This window comes from Marinobacter profundi, from assembly GCF_002744715.1.
Taxonomy (GTDB): domain Bacteria; phylum Pseudomonadota; class Gammaproteobacteria; order Pseudomonadales; family Oleiphilaceae; genus Marinobacter; species Marinobacter profundi.
The window spans coordinates 89,778-107,285 of record NZ_KZ319373.1 but is presented as its reverse complement, the minus strand read 5'-3'; the positions used below and the strand labels follow the sequence as shown (position 1 = coordinate 107,285).

General features: G+C 62.5%; 17 protein-coding genes. 8 read left to right on the top strand and 9 right to left on the bottom strand.

Translation table 11 applies throughout. The features are described from left to right. The first annotated feature begins 88 nt into the window (after positions 1-88). Both CLH61_RS13675 and CLH61_RS13670 read left to right on the top strand, forming a co-directional pair. Positions 89-352 carry a hypothetical protein gene (locus tag CLH61_RS13675; protein WP_099615316.1) on the top strand — a complete coding sequence of 88 codons (264 nt, stop codon included), beginning with the start codon at positions 89-91 and terminating at the stop codon, positions 350-352. Positions 353-681: 329 nt separating this feature from the next. Next, positions 682-1,317 carry an endonuclease gene (locus CLH61_RS13670; protein ID WP_322868257.1) on the top strand — a complete coding sequence of 212 codons (636 nt, stop codon included), beginning with the start codon at positions 682-684 and terminating at the stop codon, positions 1,315-1,317. Positions 1,318-1,370: 53 nt separating this feature from the next. Here CLH61_RS13670 and CLH61_RS13665 read toward each other — a convergent pair whose 3' ends face one another. The 7 genes from CLH61_RS13665 to bioB form a co-directional block, all read right to left on the bottom strand. Beyond that, positions 1,371-3,161 (bottom strand): acyl-CoA dehydrogenase C-terminal domain-containing protein, encoded by a 1,791-nt coding sequence (locus tag CLH61_RS13665; protein WP_099615315.1) that lies wholly within the window; start codon positions 3,159-3,161, stop codon positions 1,371-1,373. 231 nt (positions 3,162-3,392) lie between these two features. Continuing rightward, positions 3,393-5,192 (bottom strand): acyl-CoA dehydrogenase C-terminal domain-containing protein, encoded by a 1,800-nt coding sequence (locus CLH61_RS13660; protein ID WP_099615314.1) that lies wholly within the window; start codon positions 5,190-5,192, stop codon positions 3,393-3,395. Between the two features lie 437 nt (positions 5,193-5,629). Then, entirely contained in the window at positions 5,630-6,322 is a 693-nt protein-coding gene (gene bioD / locus CLH61_RS13655) for a dethiobiotin synthase (protein ID WP_099615313.1), read from the bottom strand. Positions 6,323-6,326: 4 nt separating this feature from the next. After that, a complete protein-coding gene (gene bioC, locus CLH61_RS13650; RefSeq protein WP_228152643.1) occupies positions 6,327-7,211 on the bottom strand; it encodes a malonyl-ACP O-methyltransferase BioC in 885 nt (294 codons plus the stop codon). Continuing rightward, on the bottom strand, positions 7,211-7,963 hold the full coding sequence (locus tag CLH61_RS13645) for an alpha/beta fold hydrolase (RefSeq protein ID WP_099615311.1): 753 nt from the start codon (positions 7,961-7,963) through the stop codon (positions 7,211-7,213). Before CLH61_RS13645 ends, bioC begins: the two co-directional genes overlap by 1 nt. Then, positions 7,963-9,171 carry an 8-amino-7-oxononanoate synthase gene (gene bioF / locus CLH61_RS13640; protein ID WP_099615310.1) on the bottom strand — a complete coding sequence of 403 codons (1,209 nt, stop codon included), beginning with the start codon at positions 9,169-9,171 and terminating at the stop codon, positions 7,963-7,965. Before bioF ends, CLH61_RS13645 begins: the two co-directional genes overlap by 1 nt. Positions 9,172-9,261: 90 nt before the next feature. Next, entirely contained in the window at positions 9,262-10,332 is a 1,071-nt protein-coding gene (bioB, locus tag CLH61_RS13635; RefSeq protein WP_099615309.1) for a biotin synthase BioB, read from the bottom strand. Positions 10,333-10,373: 41 nt separating this feature from the next. Here bioB and CLH61_RS13630 point away from each other — a divergent pair, with 41 nt between their 5' ends. After that, complete coding sequence (locus tag CLH61_RS13630) at positions 10,374-11,138, top strand: ComF family protein (protein WP_228152641.1); 765 nt, start codon at positions 10,374-10,376, stop codon at positions 11,136-11,138. Positions 11,139-11,156: 18 nt separating this feature from the next. On the opposite strand, the gene CLH61_RS13625 is transcribed toward CLH61_RS13630, so the two are convergent. Beyond that, positions 11,157-12,269 carry an NAD(P)/FAD-dependent oxidoreductase gene (locus CLH61_RS13625; RefSeq protein ID WP_099615307.1) on the bottom strand — a complete coding sequence of 371 codons (1,113 nt, stop codon included), beginning with the start codon at positions 12,267-12,269 and terminating at the stop codon, positions 11,157-11,159. A gap of 184 nt (positions 12,270-12,453) precedes the next feature. Here CLH61_RS13625 and CLH61_RS13620 point away from each other — a divergent pair, with 184 nt between their 5' ends. The 5 genes from CLH61_RS13620 to cmoB all read left to right on the top strand — a co-directional run bounded on the left by CLH61_RS13620 (position 12,454) and on the right by cmoB (position 16,079). After that, a complete protein-coding gene (locus CLH61_RS13620) occupies positions 12,454-12,876 on the top strand; it encodes a hypothetical protein (protein ID WP_099615413.1) in 423 nt (140 codons plus the stop codon). Between the two features lie 9 nt (positions 12,877-12,885). After that, on the top strand, positions 12,886-13,887 hold the full coding sequence (locus CLH61_RS13615; protein ID WP_099615306.1) for a serine/threonine protein kinase: 1,002 nt from the start codon (positions 12,886-12,888) through the stop codon (positions 13,885-13,887). Positions 13,888-13,921: 34 nt separating this feature from the next. Next, positions 13,922-14,227 (top strand): PA3694 family proteiin, encoded by a 306-nt coding sequence (locus tag CLH61_RS13610; protein WP_099615305.1) that lies wholly within the window; start codon positions 13,922-13,924, stop codon positions 14,225-14,227. 73 nt (positions 14,228-14,300) lie between these two features. Continuing rightward, positions 14,301-15,056, top strand: coding sequence for a carboxy-S-adenosyl-L-methionine synthase CmoA (gene cmoA / locus CLH61_RS13605; RefSeq protein WP_099615304.1), 756 nt, complete (start codon positions 14,301-14,303; stop codon positions 15,054-15,056). 30 nt (positions 15,057-15,086) lie between these two features. Continuing rightward, positions 15,087-16,079, top strand: coding sequence for a tRNA 5-methoxyuridine(34)/uridine 5-oxyacetic acid(34) synthase CmoB (gene cmoB / locus CLH61_RS13600; RefSeq protein WP_099615303.1), 993 nt, complete (start codon positions 15,087-15,089; stop codon positions 16,077-16,079). Between the two features lie 70 nt (positions 16,080-16,149). Here the strand turns inward: cmoB and CLH61_RS13595 are convergent, their stop codons facing one another. After that, on the bottom strand, positions 16,150-17,445 hold the full coding sequence (locus tag CLH61_RS13595; protein WP_099615302.1) for an adenylosuccinate synthase: 1,296 nt from the start codon (positions 17,443-17,445) through the stop codon (positions 16,150-16,152). Between the last annotated feature and the right edge of the window lie 63 nt (positions 17,446-17,508).

The following is a 17,508-nucleotide window of genomic DNA, read 5'->3' as shown; positions in this document are numbered from 1 at the left end:
CTGCTCATGTTCTAACCAATCCCCCCTTGACACGTTTTTGCCGACGGGAGCATTGTAGGCTCACCATCAATCAAGGGAGGTGTTTGATATGAGTCTGCAAGAGGACCTGAAAAAACTGGCCGAGAAGGTTAAACAGTACCGCGACGAAGCCAAGGTTCAGTTACATCTGGCCAAGGAGGACGTCAAGGACGAGTGGGATGACCTCGAACAGGGCTGGGAGAAGTTCCGCCAGAAGCTCGACAGCATTGCCCACGACGCCCAGGAAACCTCGCAGGAAGCCGGCAACACCGTCCGTAAACTGGGCGAAGACCTGCGGGAAGGCTACGACCGGATCCGCAAGAAAACCAAGTGAACTGGCCGGTCATCTCCGAACGCCGGAGAAAACCGGAAAGGCCCTGTTAATCAGGGCCTGAGCATCACATTGCTGGGGTCAGCCCTGTTGATGTGTGCCGTAAAGATATGTGCCTTAGAGATATGTGCCATACTGATGAAAGTGTGAAGCTATCGTCACACCTTGCCGCGGATCGGCCCCGCTTCAATTAGCCACTGCTCAGCAAGGGACGCTGTACCTATTCCGCCCGGATGGGCCGGAATCAGTCCGAAAGGGACAAAAGTGAGTGAGACGGGGTAGTTGCCCGATCCGCCAGAGCCTGTCGTAACGATACGGGGTATCTTTGGCGTATGACTATCATGACCCGCTTGTTGCTCGCGTCCGCACTTGTTGCCCTTCCTCTGGCCGGTGCCAGCCAGAATACGCGCTTTTCCGACCCGGATACCGTCATCAAGGAGCAGTTCTGGGGGCAACTCTATCGCTCCGGCGGAACCAGCTTCTTCTGCAACAAGACTTTTACCAGCAAGGGCTTTTTGCTCACTGACGGTTACATCTACCCCCTCTCCCATGTCCGCTCGGCGCTGCGCTGCGGCACTCCCAGCCAGTGCAGCCAGGACCCGCGCTACCAGCAGATTGCCTCGGACCTGCACAACATCGTCCCGGTCCATGCCCGTATCGAACTGCGGCGGCGCAATGCCATTTACGAAGAACTGGATGACGGTATCGAGGTTCGGGAATGTGGTATTCGGGAAAGCGCCCAGTTCATGGAACCACCCGCCGGCGTGAAAGGCGACATTGCGCGGGCGGTCGGGTACATGGTGGATGCCTACAGCCTGCCCTGGGTAGGAGCTGACACAGTGTTCAAGGCTTGGAACGAGCAGGATCCGCCGGATGACCGGGAACTGACCCGCCATCGGCAAATTGTAGAATTGCAGGGTAATGAAAACCGGTTCGTCACCGACCCCGGAAGCCTGGCCAGGCTCTAGGCTCTGACACCGCCGCGGTAGATTGAGGCGGTGTCAGAGTGCTCAGACCGGCGTCAGAACTCTTCCGCGGTCAAGGCCATCATGGCATCGCTGCCACTGCGGATGCTCTCCGCCAGCGACACGGTTTTCGGCAGCAGGCGGTCGAAGTAGAATCGCGCGGTTTTCAGCTTGCCGCTGTAGAAACCGGAGCTGTCTCCCGCGGCCTTGGGCGCCGCCGCCTTGACGACCATCGCCCACATAAAGCCCAGTGCGGTGTAACCGAACAGGTCCAGGTACTCGACAGACGCCGCGCCTACCGCATCGGGGTTGCCTGCAGACTGCCCGATCACATGCTCGGTCACATCGGACAGACGTTCCAGCGCAGCAGCCAGGGACTCCAGGTACGGACGCAGGGTTTCATCGCTGCTGTTCTGCTCGATGAACGACGCCACGTCGGCGGCAAACAGCTCGTACAGCTGGCCCTGGCTGCCCACCACCTTGCGTCCCATCAGATCCAGCGCCTGGATACCGTTGGTGCCTTCGTAGATCTGGGTAATCCGGCAATCACGTACCAGCTGCTCCTGGCCCCACTCCCGGATGAAGCCGTGACCGCCAAACACTTGCTGGCCAATGATGCAGGCCTCGAGGCCGCGATCCGTCAGGAACGCCTTGGCGACCGGTGTCAGCAAGGCGACCATGCCTTCGGCGTGCTTGCGCTGCTCATCGTCCTGGGAGTACTTGGCGATGTCCAGCCAGCGTGCAACGTAGGTTGAGAACGTACGTCCACCTTCGACATAGCCTTTCATGGTCAGCAGCATGCGACGCACGTCCGGATGGACAATGATCGGATCCGCCGCCTTTTCCGGCTGCTGGGCACCGGTGGGCGCCCGGCTCTGGATACGCTCCAGGGCATATTCCCGGGCGCTTTGCAGGGAGGCCTCGGCGGCACCGATACCCTGGATACCCACCCCCAGGCGCTCGTAGTTCATCATGGTGAACATGGCGGCCAGGCCCTTGTTCTCCTCGCCCACCAGCCAGCCCCTGGCACCATCGAAGTTCATTACGCAGGTGGCAGAGCCCTTGATGCCCATCTTCTTCTCGATGGAGCCACAGCTGAAGCTGTTGCGCTCGCCGAGGGAGCCATCGTCAGCCACCATGAACTTGGGCACCAGGAACAGGGAAATGCCCTTCGGGCCCGCCGGAGCATCCGGCAGCTTGGCCAGCACCAGGTGGATGATGTTCTCCGCCATGTCGTGCTCACCCCAGGTAATGAAGATCTTGGTACCGGTGACACTGAAGGACCCGTCGCCATTGGGCTCGGCCTTGGTACGAATGATCCCGAGGTCGGTACCCGCATGGGGCTCAGTCAGATCCATGGCGCCGGACCAGACGCCGGAGTACATGTTAGGCAAATACTTTTCTTTCAGTTCCTGACTGCCGTGGGCATCCAGCGCCAGGCAAGCGCCGGCGGTCAACATCGGCGCCAGTCCGAACGCCATGTTGGCGCCCTGCATCATTTCCTCGAACTGTGCGACCAGGGTCTTCGGCATTCCCATGCCACCAAACTCCGGGTTACCGCCAAGCCCGTTCCAGCCACCTTCCACGATGGTCTGGTACGCTTCCTTGAACCCTTCCGGTGCAGTTACTTCACCGTCATTCCACTTGCTGCCCTGCTCATCGCCCTCGCGGTTCAGGGGTGCCAGCACGCTGCCCGAAATCTTGCCTGCTTCCTCCAGAATCGCATCAGCGGTTTCCGGGTCGACGTTTTCTGCCAGTTTCGGCAGCGAAGCCCACAGGGAAGCAGTATCGAAAACTTCGTTCAGTACAAAACGCATGTCACGTAAAGGCGCCTGATAATCAGCCATCTAAAAACTCTCCAGAGTCCAGTCAATCTTATGGGGTGCCGGGAACAGCCACCCCATCGGCTATGTGTCCGCAAGGAGCAAGGCCACGCCTGCGCCCCCTGATCAGGTTATTTTTATGCCGGCTATTCTACCTGAAAGCGGGCCACAACTCATAAACCCGCCGGAACACAGCTCAGCAAAAAGCCCGCCTCCGGGGAGAGCGGGCTTTCAGGGTTTTCGTCAGCGACCGCCTCAGAGGGCGAACGCTTCCTCGGGCATATCCAGCAGAGTGTCAGCGCCGGCCAGCATGGTTACGGCGTGAGTCCGGGACCGGGGCAGCATGCGGGTGAAGTAGAACCGCGCAGTCTGTACCTTGGCGTTGTAGAACATCTCCTCGCTGGTGCCTTCCGCCATCTTGTCGAGGGCGACCTTGGCCATCCGCGCCCACAGGTAGGCGAAGACCGCGTAGCCGGAGTACATCAGGTAGTCGACCGAGGCAGCACCGACTTCTTCCCGGTTCTTCATGGCGGCCATACCGATTTTGGTGGTCAGCTCGCCCCACTCCTTGTTGATCGCCGCCAGCGGCTCAACGAACTGCTTGAGCTGCTCGTTGTCGGCGTTTTCCTTGCAGAACAGATGAACCTGCTTGGTGAAGCCACGCAGGGACTCGCCCTGGGTCATCAGCACCTTGCGGCCCAACAGATCCAGCGCCTGGATGCCGGTGGTGCCTTCGTAGATCATGCCGATGCGGGCGTCACGCACGTTCTGCTCCATGCCCCACTCGGAGATAAATCCGTGACCGCCGAACACCTGCATACCCAGGTTAGCGGCTTCGTAGCCGATTTCGGTCAGGAATGCCTTGGCAATCGGCGTCAGGAAGCCGAGGGCTTCGTCTGCGGCCTTGCGGGCTTCTTCGGTCTTGCCGCTGTGCACAATGTCAGCCTGCTGGGCGGTCAGGTAGATCAGGGCGCGGGCGCCTTCGGCAACGGCCTTCTGGGTCAGCAGCATACGACGCACGTCAGGATGCACGATGATCGGGTCAGCAATGCCTTCCGGGTTCTTCGGACCACTCAGCGAACGCATGGCCAGACGGTCCTTGGCGTAGGCCAGCGAACCCTGGAAGCCCAGCTCGGCGGCACCCAGCCCCTGGATAGCGGTCCCGATACGGGCGGTGTTCATAAAGGTGAACATGCAGTTCAGGCCCTTGTTCTCCGGCCCGATCAGCCAGCCCTTGGCGCCGTCAAAGTTCATCACACAGGTAGCGTTGCCGTGGATACCCATCTTGTGCTCGATGGAGCCACAGGACACCGCGTTGCGCTCGCCGGCAGAACCGTCTTCGTTGGGCAGGCACTTGGGCACGATAAACAGGGAGATACCCTTGGTACCTTCCGGAGCACCCGGCAAACGGGCCAGCACGATATGGACGATGTTGTCGGCCATGTCATGTTCACCGGCCGAGATGAAAATCTTGGTGCCGGTGATGGCGTAGGTGCCATCGGCGTTGGGCTCGGCCTTGGTGCGCAGGGTACCCAGGTCGGAACCACAGTGCGGCTCGGTCAGGCACATGGTGCCGGTCCACTCGCCGCTGATCAGCTTGGTCAGATAGGTCTGCTTCTGCTCCTCGGTGCCGTGGGCTTCAATAGTGTTGGTGGCACCGTGGCTCAGGCCCGGGTACATACCCCAGGACCAGTTGGAGGTGCCTACCATTTCGCTCATGACCAGACCGAGTGAATGCGGCAGGCCCTGGCCACCGTAGTTGGGGTCGGCGGTCATGGACGGCCAGCCACCCTCGACGTACTGCTGGTAGGCTTCCTTGAACCCGGTCGGGGTCTTCACGCCGTCTTCACTCCAGGTGCAGCCTTCCCGGTCACCCACCTGGTTCAGCGGAGACAATACCTGCTCACAGAACTTGGCACCTTCCTGGATGATGGCGTCCACCATATCCGGAGTCGCATCTTCGGCACCTTCCAGACTGGCGTAGTGCTGTTCGCTGTCCAGCAGCTCGTTCATTACGAATTTGATGTCACGCAGGGGCGCTTTGTAATCAGGCATGGAATCCACCTCAACTGTACGGTCAGGACTGTAACGGGGTTACAGCTCGCTGCCTCGGGGTTTGCTCGGGTTGATCTGACGTTCACTCACCCATCACGGCATGGCGATGCGGCCGCAACGGGAATTAAACACTTGTTTGAAACATACGTTTGTAGGGCAGGGATTGTCAAGAGCCGGAATCAAAATTTGTCCACAGTTGCGACGACGTCACCGGGATGCAATCTGAGTGGGGGTGGCACCGTCAGGTCGGACTGAAGTCCGACCCTGGATGCGTGCTCGAGGGGACTGACCTCGGGGCTGTCCCCGAAATCCAACCTGAGGGGAGAGACAGGATAAGGTCGGACTGAAGTCCGACCCTGGTTGCATGCTCGAGGGGACTGACCTCGGGTCTGTCCCCGGGATGATTCAAACAGAGGTGGTTAGCTGCGATGCGGGGTTCAACGGTCCAGCAAGGGATCCAGCTGCAGGTGTTCCGCCAGTGTCAGCGGATCAGGCGCGGTTTGCCAGGGCAAGACGCCAAGGCACGGTGCCGGCAGGTGATCGACCAGATAGGCGAGGGTTTCCGCCTCACAACTCATCATCTCCTCGCGGGGGCGATTGGCCACCCACCCCGCCAGCGTCAGGCCGTCGTGACGGATCGCTTCTGCCGTCAGCAGGGCGTGATTGATACACCCCAGCTGCAACGGCACCACCAGAATCACGGGCATCTGCAGGGTCGCTGGCACCCGGGCATAGGTTTCCAGCTCGTTGAGCGGAACCCGCCAACCCCCGGCCCCTTCCACCAGCATCAGGTCCGCCGGCTTCAGCTGCAACCCGCGCACAAAGCCCACCAGCCGTTGCGCGCTGAGCTGACGCCCGGCCTGGGCAGCCGCAACGTGAGGTGCAATTGCCGGTTCCAGGGCAATCGGGTTGATCTGCTCGTAACTCAACGGCTCGGACATCGCCGCCTGCAGCATCAGCGCGTCTTCGTTTCGCAGCCCCTGCCCGGTTAGTTCACATCCCGACGCCACCGGCTTCATCCCGACGGTTCTGAGTCCCCGGCTGTTCGCCGCCTGCAGAATCGCCGCAGACACCAGCGTCTTGCCGACGCCGGTATCGGTGCCGGTCACGAAGAAAGTATTCCTTGCCATAGTGTCAACGTGCTCCTGAATCGGTCTGAATGGAATTGGCCGGCTTCCGGCCGATGATGTAACCCGCCGCATAACTCGCTTCGATTCCGCCCCGGGCAGCGCGGGGATAGACCTCGCACATACGCCGGATACGACCCGGAGCAGTCATCGTCGGCCGCCTGCCCTGCCCCTTGAAGCTGGCGCCCAGCGCCTTCAGCTCAGCGAGCAGGGCCGCGGGGCCCGGGTACTCCAGCACCACGGTTTCCCGCTGCAGCAGCGCCCCGGGGAAAGCCCGGCGCAGTGCCTCCTTCAGTACCAGCTCCGGCTCGAAGCGATTGATGTGGGGCTGCCCGGGGTCGGCCACTTCCCAGGCCAGGGCCAGCTCTCGCAGAGTGCCGTCAAGCAGGGTGGAACACAACAGGTGGCCACCGGGGCGCAGTACCCGCAGGCACTCCTCCAGCACCGGAATCGGATCCGGACACCACTGGATCATCAGATTACTGAACACCAGATCGAGGCTGGCGTCGGCAAACGGCAACTGACAGGCATCCGCAACCAGCCAGCGGATAGCCGGACTGCGCTGCCCGCGGGCATGGTCGATCATACCCGGCGAGAGGTCGACCCCGGTCACTCCGGTATCCGTGGGCAGCAGGCCCTGCAGCTGCGCGGTAAAATAACCGGTGCCACATCCCAGATCCACAATGTCAGTCAGATCGCCGGGGGTCGCATCCGCCAACCGCACCAGTAACTGGTGCCCCATGTGGCGCTGCAAACGGGCCGCACTGTCGTAACTGGCCGACGCCTCCCCGAAGTCCCGGGCAATGGTTGCAGAGGTGGTGTGAGTGGCCGGGGTGGTAGCAGCAGCGGAGGTGTGCGGCCACTGGTCGAGCATTGATTGCGGTCGGTTCATCAAACGGCCCCTCCTGGCAAGGTGGCAACAAAATCGGTCAATTCGGTCCGGACCCGGTCGAGGCTGCCCAGGCATGGCCAGTGCGCCATGCCCGATATCACCGCTGCGCGGGCCGTAGGCGGCAGCACCATCTCTGCCATCCGGGCACTCACCACCGGGTCCCGTTCACCGAACAGGTGCAGGGCCGGGATACCAACCTCTCGCCAGAGCTTCCGCTGATCGGTGTGCGCGAGCCACGTCAAACCTTTGTGCAGGGCCTCCGGCCCCAGCAGGCTCCCCCTGTGCAACCAGGGCGTCAGAGCAGCGCGGGCCGCGGACTCCTGACCGTCACCCCGTATCTGCAACCGCAGGAAACGCTGCCAGGCACGCGCCGGATTGTCGGCAAAGTCCGACACAAACTGCCGGAAAAGCGCTGGCTCCATTCCGAACGGCCAATCCGCCGTTTGGACAAAGCAGGGGAACCCCGCCAGCGTAACCAGCGCCCGCACCTGGTCCGGGTGTTGTTGCGCCACCGCCATGGCCACCTGGGCACCCATCGACCACCCCAGCCAGAGCCCGGGACCGGGATACCTCCGGGCGAGGGCGTCCGCCACCGCGCTGACACTGTCGCAGCCCAGCAGCAGCTCCTCGTCGAGGCTTACCACGGTGACCGGCCCCGGCCAGTCGTTCAGTACGGGCGCGACCATGGTCGCCTCCACCGCCCACCCGCCCAGCAGGATCGCCGGTAATTCCCCGGCACCGGCGACGGGCATTATCCGGCGCCCACCCGATCCGGGACTACCGGGGCGGCGGCAACAGACGAACTGTCGAGCAGACCACGGCAAGCGGCCAGTGCCGCCAGCAGTCGATCGAGGTCCTGGTCACTGTGGGCAGCACTGAACGTCACCCGCAACCGGGCCTCGCCTTCCGGAACCGTCGGCGGCCGAATGGCGGTGACCCAGATCCCGCGATCCTCCAGGGCACGGCTGAGCGCCAGGGCACGCCAGTTATCGCCCACCATGATGGGCTGAATGGGGGTTTCCGAAGCCATCAACCGGTAACCGAGGGCCGTCGCTTCCTGCCGGAAGCGGAGCACCAGCTGCTGCAGCCGCTGGCGCCGCACCCCGGCCCCGGCAATCAGATCAAGGCTGGCACAGGTAGCCGCCGCCAGCGCCGGCGGCATGGCGGTGGTGTAGATGTAGGTGCGTGCTTTCTGGACCAGGTAATCGGTCAGCAGCCGCGGGCCCGCAACAAAGGCACCACTGGTACCCACCGCCTTGCCCAGGGTGCCGATCAGCAACGGCACATCGTCTTCGGACAGGCCGAGCGCGGCTACGCTGCCCTGCCCGTCGGGCCCCAGGACCCCGATACCGTGAGCGTCATCGACCACCAGCAAGGCATCATGGGTACGGCAGAGTCGGGCCAGCTCACCCAGCGGAGCAACGTCACCGTCCATGCTGAACACGCCGTCCGTGACTACCAGCTTATGACCACCTGTCTGTGCCAGCATTTCCGCCAGGGCATCAACATCGCCGTGGGGATAACGGCGGACCTTCGCCCGACTGAGCACACAACCATCAATAATGGAGGCGTGATTCAAACGGTCGGAGAAGATGGTGTCGCCGCGTCCTGCCAGGGCAGAGATCACCCCGAGATTGGCCATATAACCGGTAGAGAAAAACAACGCCGAACTGCGACCGGTGAACTCCGCCAACCGCTCCTCCAGCTGATGATGGGCACGATGGTGACCACAGATCAGGTGGGATGACGCCCCCCCCAGCCCGGTGTCCGGCAAGGCCTCGCACAGGGCTCGGGTCAGGTCCGGGTGGCTGGCCAGGCCGAGATAGTCGTTGCTGCAAAACGACAGCAACGGCTTGCCATCGACGGTCAGGCCGGGCTGCTGCGGCCCCTCGACCAGGCGACGGGTACGATAGAGGCCGGCCTGCTTGCGGTCGGCCAGTTCCGCGGCAAAATCACGCAATGTTCATACCTCAATACCAGCAGCGGGCAGCGCCGGGGAATGCTCCGGCCTACCCCGTCATGGGTTACGCAATGGGGTTATGCAATGGGGCTACGCAGATTCACGGCTGGCGTCATAAAACAGGTGCCGGGTCTGCTGGTATTCCACGGCGTCAGCAATCGCCTCCACCTCCTGTTCTTCGGTACGGCACTGCTCCCGCTGCTCGGGCCGGATACCCAGTTTGCGGAACAGCGCCCGGTCCTTGTCAGCCTCCGGGTTCGCCGTGGTCAGCAGTTTCTCGCCATAGAAGATGGAATTCGCCCCGGCCAGGAAGCACAGTGCCTGCATCTGCTCATTCATTGTCTCGCGCCCGGCAGACAACCGCACATGGGATTCCGGCATCATGATCCGCGCCACCGCAATGGTGCGGACAAACTCGAACGGGTCCAGGTCCGCCACGTCTTCCATTGGTGTACCCGCCACCTTCACCAGCATATTGACCGGCACACTCTCCGGATGCTGCGGCAGGCTGGCCAGCTGAACCAGCAGTCCGGCCCGGTCATCGAGATCCTCACCCATGCCCATGATGCCGCCACAGCATACCTTCATGCCGGCGTTGCGAACGTTTTCCAAGGTGTCCAGACGGTCCTGGTAGGTGCGGGTAGTAATGATGTGGTTGTAGTACTTTTCCGAGGTATCGAGGTTGTGGTTGTAGTAATCGAGCCCGGCATCCGCCAGCGCCTGCGCCTGGTCCTCCCGCAGCATGCCGAGGGTCATGCAGGTTTCCAGCCCCAGGGACTTCACCTGTCGCACCATGTCGAGGACGTAGGGCATGTCCTTCTCCGCCGGGCTGCGCCAGGCGGCGCCCATGCAGAAACGGGAGGCCCCCTTGTCTTTCGCGGCCTTCGCCTCGGCCATCACCCGCTCCATTTCCAGCAGCTTTTCCTTCTCCAGGCCGGTGTTGTAATGGCCGCTCTGGGGGCAGTATTTGCAGTCTTCGGGACAGGCGCCGGTCTTGATGGACAACAGGGTGCTTACCTGCACCTCATTGGGATCGAAATGCTGGCGGTGAACAGTCTGGGCCCGGAACAGCAGGTCGTTGAACGGCAGTGCGAACAGGTCGCGGGCCTCTTGCAGGGTCCAGTCGTGACGAACGGGCGAGTGAGCTTGGGTGGCGGTCATGGAAAAGTCCTGTTAACTTGTCGGCTCTTCAAGGTTTACGGATGAACCGAATGATAAAGGGACTGCTTGCGCTGTCAACCTGTTTTCACTTCAAGGTTAACAGCCTTCGGACAACAAACCGGGCGTTGTGCGTTGCCTGCCTTGCCGGCAATGCCAGTTCCGGATTATGCCCGCCTTGCCGCGGGGACCTGCCGGTCAACCTCTGCCATTGCCGCAGCTGCGCCCTGCCCCTGGCCTTCCGTCCGTTCACGGACACCGGCGCCGGACCGCTGTGCGGCGAATGCCAGCAAAGTCCGCCGCCGTTTACCCGCGTGCTCGCTCCCTGGCGTTACCGCTACCCGGTTGACCGGATGATCCAGCGCTACAAATACCATGGTCAGCGGGCCTTTGCCGCGCCGCTGATTGACGGCTTCAACCACTACATTGCAGACCAGCTCAGCCAGCGACTCGCGGCTGCCCCGGACGTCCTGGTGCCTGCCCCCATGCACCCCGCCCGGCGACGCAAACGGGGATTCAACCAGGCCGAAGACCTGGCGGAACAGCTTGCCAGGCATACCGGGATCCGGATGGACAGCACCCTGGTGCAGCGAATCCGCAAGACTTCGGCCCAGTCGGCGTTGAGCCGGGAGCAGCGGCTGGCAAACCTGAGCGGAATCTTCCGGGTAACCGCCATGCCACCGGCACGGGTCGCCATCGTGGACGACGTGGTCACCACCGGAGCGACGGCCCGCGTCCTGACCACGGCGCTGCTCGACGCAGGGGCCCGGGAGGTTGAGGTCTGGGCCCTTGCCAGGACCCCGGGTTAGTTGCCGCAGGACCGGCCCTCAGCGCAGGCGCCGGGCTACCTCATCGGCGATGGCCAGACAGGCGGTAAGCCCGGGGGACTCAATGCCGAACAACTGGACCAGTCCCGGCAGGCCGTGGGTGTGCTCGTCCTGGATGACGAAATCGAAAAACCCGCCCTCCGGCCCCGTCAGCTTCGGCCGGACCCCGGCATAGGCAGGCTGCAGGCGGGCCGGATCCAGTGCCGGCCACCAGCGGCTGACCGCCTCGGCAAAGGCTTTGCCACGGGCCGGGTCAACGGTAAAGTCCGGGGCGTCGATCCACTCCACATCCGGACCGAAGCGGGCCTGGCCGGCAAGATCCAGGGTCAGGTGTACCCCGAGGCCGCCGGGTTCCGGCACCGGGTAGATCAGACTGGTAAACGGATGACGGCCGGAATAGCTGAAGTAAACACCGCGGGCATACCACAAACCCGGACAATGCTGCGGATCATAGCCCTGCCAGTGGCGGGCCAGCGGCACCGCATCCAGCCCGGCGGAGTTGACCACCCGGGTAGCGGCAATTTCACAGGGGCTCGCGCCCCCTACCGCCAGGATGTGACCCTGGCCGTCGCTGCGGGCCCCGGTAACCGGCGCCTGGCACACCAGCTGACCGCCGGCGGCCTCAAGGTCCGCCAGCAAAGCGGTCATCAGGCCATGACTGTCGACAATGCCGGTCTCCGGTGAATACAGGGCGGCCTCTGCCACCACGCCCGGCAGAGCGGCAGCAATATCGCTGCGGTCACGGGGGCTCAGCGGAACCCCGTTCGCGAGCGCCTGGTCAGCCAGGGTCGAAAGTGTTCCGGCCTGGCCGGCATCGGTGGCGATAATCCACTTGCCGGTCTTGCGCACACTGACCTGGCGCTGGCTGCAGTATTCGTAAAGCCGGATGCGCCCCTCCACGCACAGGCGGGCCTTGAGCGAGCCGGTGGGGTAATAGATGCCGGCATGAATCACTTCGCTGTTACGGGAAGACAGGCCCTCGCCAAATCTTGGCCCGGCCTCCAGCACAATTACTTCCTGGCCCTCTGCGGCCAGCGCCCGTGCGGTGGCCAGGCCCACCACTCCGGCTCCGATCACCACGGTGTCGGTTGTCAGTCGTTCTGTCTGCGTCACGGCAATACCCCTGTTTGGCTTGCAGAAAAGTATCGCAAAACTTTGCCGGCAAGGGAAAACCGCCCAACCTGCCGGGGCGGGAAGGTTATTCAGGGGGTACCGAAACCGTTATACTGTCGGCAATGCCGGATGGGTTTCCGGCGACTCCATGGACAAGGCGCGGAGCCTGGGAGACAGCAACGAGATGTCGGACAGAAAGCAGTTCGTGATTGTAATGCTGGTGGCCGCAGTGTTTGTCGGCTGGCTCGGCTGGCGGGGTTTCGAGGTTATTTCCCTCAACCGGACCTTGCAGGAAGACCGTACGGTGGCAAATTATCCCTATCAGCACCGGGTGCTGCGGGTTGAAGGCTCGACCGCAATCATGAGTTCGCTGCGATCCCACGACGTGTCGACCCGGGATGCCCTGATCACGCTCTTTCCCAGCATGCGGGATCTTGGTGAAAGCCACCGGGACTGGCAACGTGCGGAACGGGAACTGGCGCAGGTCCAGGCCCGGGCCGGCGACATCGTACTGCACGCCCCGGGGATCACCCGGATTCGCTGGGAACTTGACGACAACTGGTATCACCTGACCCATATGCAGTCCAATAACAGCCCCCGACGCTGACAGGCCTTTATGACCGAAACATCCAGCCATCCCTACGATGCCCTGACGCCCGACAGCATCCTCGACGCCATGGAAGCCGCCGGCTTCGTAATTAACGGCCGGCTCTTCGCCCTGAACAGTTACGAGAATCGGGTTTACCAGGTCGGTATCGAGGACTCGGTACCGGTGATCGCAAAATTCTACCGCCCGGGCCGCTGGAGCGAAGCCCAGATTCGCGAGGAGCACGATTTCACCCTCGAGCTGCTGGACGGCGATATGCCGGTGGTTGCACCGCTGGTGATGCCATCCGGTGACACCCTGGGCCGCCACGGCGACTTTTTCTTTGCGGTGTTCCCCCAGCGCGGCGGCCAGGCCCCGGACACCAGCACACCCGACACGCTGTACCGCCTGGGCCAGTGGCTCGGCCAGATGCATAACATCGGCGCCAAAAAGCCCTTTGCCAGCCGTTCCACGCTGGACATCCTCGAGGGTATCACCGGGAACAACCGCTACCTGATCGACGGCGGCTGGATACCGAAAGACCTGCAAGCCGCATGGAACAGCCTGATTCCGGACCTGCTGGCACACTGTGCCCGCCGCGTTGATGAAGCCGGCGAGACCGCCCTACTGCGCCTCCACGGTGACTGCCATGCCGGCAATATCCTGGTGCGCGAGGAACAGATGCTGTTTGTCGACCTGGACGACTGCCGCAGCGGGCCCGCCATCCAGGACCTCTGGTTACTGCTCAACGGGGACGAGATTACCCAGGGCCAGCAGTTCGCCGAACTCCTGGAAGGTTACGAGATGTTCCGCGATTTCAATCGCCGCGAGCGCCACCTGATCGAACCACTGCGCTGCTTCCGCCAGATCAACCATTGCGCCTGGCTGGCGCGGCGCTGGGAAGACCCCGCTTTCCCACGGTTCTTCCCCTGGTTTGGCCAGCCACGGTTCTGGTCTGACCAGATCCTGGCGTTGCGGGAGCAGCTTGCCGCCCTGCAGGCGCCACCTATCTCGATCCCCGGCCAGTACTGAGCCGCGGTCTGTCACTTTCAGCAACGGAGACTCCATGAGCCAGAACGAGGTCCGCTTTACCATTCGCAGCCTGCTTGCCACCGCCATCGGCGCCGTCATTGCCACGGTGGCCGTGCTGGAACTCAGTGGCAAGATCAGCCACTCCACAATCAAGGACAACGCAATCGGAGAGTTCACCGCCATCCACGTCGAGCCCGGTGAAACCTTTCGCATGTCGCCCAAGCCCTCGGAGCTCCATGCCGTTTGCGAACATGGCTACCTGGCCATCGCCGCCGACGCCGACCCGGAGTTCCGCGGCGTGCTCGTGGACTACAAGAATCGTGGTGTAAAATGCCAGTGATCGACAGCCCTGAGACCACCGACAGCCCTGAGACCACCGACAGCCCTGAGCCCACCGAGAGACCGGAGCCAGCATGAGCCACAACCCGACACCCCCGCAGCAGGAAACCGACCGACTGTTCGCCACGCCACGGGAGCCGGCGGACTTCCGTTTTGACGCCTCGGTAGCACGGGTGTTTCCGGACATGATCCGGCGCTCGGTGCCCGGCTATACCACCATCATTCCGATGATCGAGGTGATTACCGAGCAGTATGTGCAGCCGGGCAGCCATTGCTACGACCTTGGCTGTTCACTGGGAGCATCCACCCTTGCCATGCGCCACGGCATTCCCTACCGCGACTGCACCCTGGTCGGTGTCGACAACTCCAGCGCGATGATCGAACGCTGCGAGCATTACATTGCCCTGGACGATCACCCGCTACCGGTAACGCTGCTCTGCGAGGACATCCTCGACACCCCGATCCGGGATGCTTCGGTCACAACCCTGAACTTCACCCTGCAATTCGTGGCACCGGAACGGCGGGCGGCACTGCTGAGCCGGATAGCCGAAGGCACCCGCCCCGGCGGCGTGCTGATCCTGTCCGAAAAAATCCGTTTCGAATCGGCGGTGGAGCAAGACATCCAGACCCGCCTCCATCACGAGTTCAAGCGGGCCAATGGCTACTCTGACCTGGAGATCAGCCAGAAGCGCTCGGCCATCGAGCAGGTACTGATCCCCGAAACCCTGGCGGCCCACCGGGAACGCCTGCTGGCCGCCGGCTTCGAGCGGGTGATGGTGTGGTACCAGTGCTTCAACTTTGTCTCGATGCTGGCGATCAAGGCATCCTGATCCCAGAGTTCTGCATTACCGGAAGCTGACATGACGCGATTCGACTGGCAAGGCTGTTATCAAAAACTGTTCGACGAACTGGTTAAAGAAGGCCTGCAAGACTGGGAAGACCTGCTGCACCGGCAACTGGCCCAGCGTTTTGACGAAAACCCCCATGGTGACCTGCCCCGCTGGCTGGGCGCTCTGGCCACACTGCCGGCCCTCGCCAACGTCACCGGCGAAACCGACACCGCCGCCATTACCCTGCGCACCGGCCAACCGCTGTCGGACGCCGATGCGGAAGCGCTGGAGCAGGGTCTGCGAGGGTTGATGCCCTGGCGTAAGGGGCCCTTCGACTTTTTCGGGACCTACATCGATACCGAATGGCATTCCGACTGGAAATGGGACCGGGTGGCGCCCTATGTATCCGATCTCACCGGCCGCAAGGTGCTGGACGTCGGCTGCGGCTCCGGCTACCACTGCTGGCGCATGCACGGCGCCGGTGCCAGCCAGGTGATTGGCGTCGATCCCGGGTTGCTGTTCCTGTTCCAGTTCCTCAGTGTGAAGCAGTACTTGGGTGATGTCCCGGTGGACCTGCTGCCGCTGCGAATGGAAGACCTGCCGCCGGGCCTGAACTGGTTCGACACCACGTTTTCCATGGGTGTGCTTTACCATCGCCGCTCACCCCTCGATCACCTGCTGGAACTGAAAGATACCCTGCGCCCCGGCGGTGAGCTGGTGCTGGAAACTCTGGTGGTGGATGGCCCCGAGGGCTACAGCCTGATGCCGGAGGACCGCTATGGCCAGATGCGTAACGTCTGGTTTCTGCCCAGTTGTGACACGCTGATGCGCTGGCTTGACCGCACCGGCTTCCGTAATGCACGGGTGGTGGACGTGACCGAAACCACGACGGCGGAGCAGCGCACCACCGACTGGATGCGATTCCAGTCACTGCAGGACTTCCTGGACCCGGACGATCCGACAAAAACCATCGAGGGCTATCCGGGGCCGAAGCGGGCCACCGTCATTGCCGAAAAGCCCTGATAGAGAAGAGAAGAAAGCGACGGAAGTCATCTCCCGTCGCTTATTGGCGCCAGCCGTCGGCCAGTGCCGCTCAGCCGCCGAAGGGATGCCGCTTGATGATGGTTTCCACCCGGTCCGGTCCGGTCGAGATAATATCGATCGGCGCCTCGATCTGCTCTTCGATGAAGCGGATATAGGCCTTGGCATTGGCGGGCAGCTGCTCGATGCTGGTCAGGCCAACGGTGCTCTCGCTCCAGCCCGGCAATTCCTCGTAGACCGGCTCGATGTCAGCGTAGCTGTCGCAGCCAATGGGCGGACGGGTCATCTCGCCAGTCGGCGTCTTGTAACCCACACACACCTTGACGGTTTCCAGGCCATCGAGCACATCCAGCTTGGTCAGACAGATGCCGGACACGCTGTTGATCTGGATGGCATGACGCAGGGCTACGGCATCGAACCAGCCACAGCGGCGGGAGCGACCGGTGGTGGTACCCACTTCGTTACCCTTCACTGCCAGGTGGCTGCCCACCTCGTCAAACAGCTCCGTCGGGAACGGGCCGGAGCCCACGCGGGTGGTATAGGCCTTGGTAATGCCCAGCACGTAATCGAGGAACAACGGACCGAAGCCGGAACCGGTTGCGGTACCGCCTGCCGTGGTGTTGGACGAAGTTACGAACGGGTAGGTACCCAGGTCAATATCCAGCAGGGAGCCCTGGGCACCCTCAAACAGGATATGCTCACCACGCTTGCGGAAATCGTGCAGCAGGTCGGTCACATCGGCAGACATCGGCAGGATTTCCTCACCCATCGCCTTCAGGTCCGCAAGGGCCTGGTCCACGTCCACCGCCTCTTCCTTGAAGTACTCGGTCAGTACGAAGTTATGGTAGGACATGATGTCCCGCAGCTTGGCTTCGAAGGTGGCCAGGTTACACAGGTCGCCAACCCGCAGGCCGCGCCGCGACACTTTGTCCTCGTAGGCCGGGCCGATACCACGTCCGGTGGTGCCGATCTTGTCGATGCCCCGGGCACGCTCACGGGCCTGGTCGATGCGAACGTGGGTCGGCAGGATCAGCGGACAGGCCAGGCTGATCTTCAGCCGGTCACGGACTGCCACGCCACTGGCCTCCAGCTCACGGACTTCTTTCAGCAGCGCTTCCGGAGACAGCACCACGCCGTTACCGATCAGGCACTCGACATTCTCCCGCAGAATGCCGGACGGAATCAGGTGCAGCGCCGTCTTCTTGCCTTCAATCACCAGGGTATGGCCGGCATTGTGACCGCCCTGGAAGCGCACCACGGCAGCAACCTGGTCGGTCAGCAGGTCAACAATCTTGCCCTTACCTTCATCACCCCATTGGGTGCCCAGCACTACAACGTTTTTACCCATGTCTCTCTCTCAAAGCGGCCGCGCCCGATTGCACGCTAACGGCACAGTTACGAATTCGTGAAT

Coding starts and splice junctions, on each gene's coding strand:
- cmoB (WP_099615303.1), top strand. CDS start 15,087: ATGACGCGATTCGACTGGCAAGGCTGTTATCAAAAACTGTTCGACGAA.
- cmoA (WP_099615304.1), top strand. CDS start 14,301: ATGAGCCACAACCCGACACCCCCGCAGCAGGAAACCGACCGACTGTTC.
- bioC (WP_228152643.1), bottom strand. CDS start 7,211: ATGAACCGACCGCAATCAATGCTCGACCAGTGGCCGCACACCTCCGCT.
- CLH61_RS13670 (WP_322868257.1), top strand. CDS start 682: ATGACTATCATGACCCGCTTGTTGCTCGCGTCCGCACTTGTTGCCCTT.
- CLH61_RS13645 (WP_099615311.1), bottom strand. CDS start 7,963: ATGCCCGTCGCCGGTGCCGGGGAATTACCGGCGATCCTGCTGGGCGGG.
- CLH61_RS13620 (WP_099615413.1), top strand. CDS start 12,454: ATGTCGGACAGAAAGCAGTTCGTGATTGTAATGCTGGTGGCCGCAGTG.
- CLH61_RS13595 (WP_099615302.1), bottom strand. CDS start 17,445: ATGGGTAAAAACGTTGTAGTGCTGGGCACCCAATGGGGTGATGAAGGT.
- CLH61_RS13615 (WP_099615306.1), top strand. CDS start 12,886: ATGACCGAAACATCCAGCCATCCCTACGATGCCCTGACGCCCGACAGC.
- bioD (WP_099615313.1), bottom strand. CDS start 6,322: ATGGCAAGGAATACTTTCTTCGTGACCGGCACCGATACCGGCGTCGGC.
- CLH61_RS13630 (WP_228152641.1), top strand. CDS start 10,374: ATGAACCGAATGATAAAGGGACTGCTTGCGCTGTCAACCTGTTTTCAC.
- CLH61_RS13675 (WP_099615316.1), top strand. CDS start 89: ATGAGTCTGCAAGAGGACCTGAAAAAACTGGCCGAGAAGGTTAAACAG.
- bioB (WP_099615309.1), bottom strand. CDS start 10,332: ATGACCGCCACCCAAGCTCACTCGCCCGTTCGTCACGACTGGACCCTG.
- CLH61_RS13660 (WP_099615314.1), bottom strand. CDS start 5,192: ATGCCTGATTACAAAGCGCCCCTGCGTGACATCAAATTCGTAATGAAC.
- CLH61_RS13665 (WP_099615315.1), bottom strand. CDS start 3,161: ATGGCTGATTATCAGGCGCCTTTACGTGACATGCGTTTTGTACTGAAC.
- CLH61_RS13610 (WP_099615305.1), top strand. CDS start 13,922: ATGAGCCAGAACGAGGTCCGCTTTACCATTCGCAGCCTGCTTGCCACC.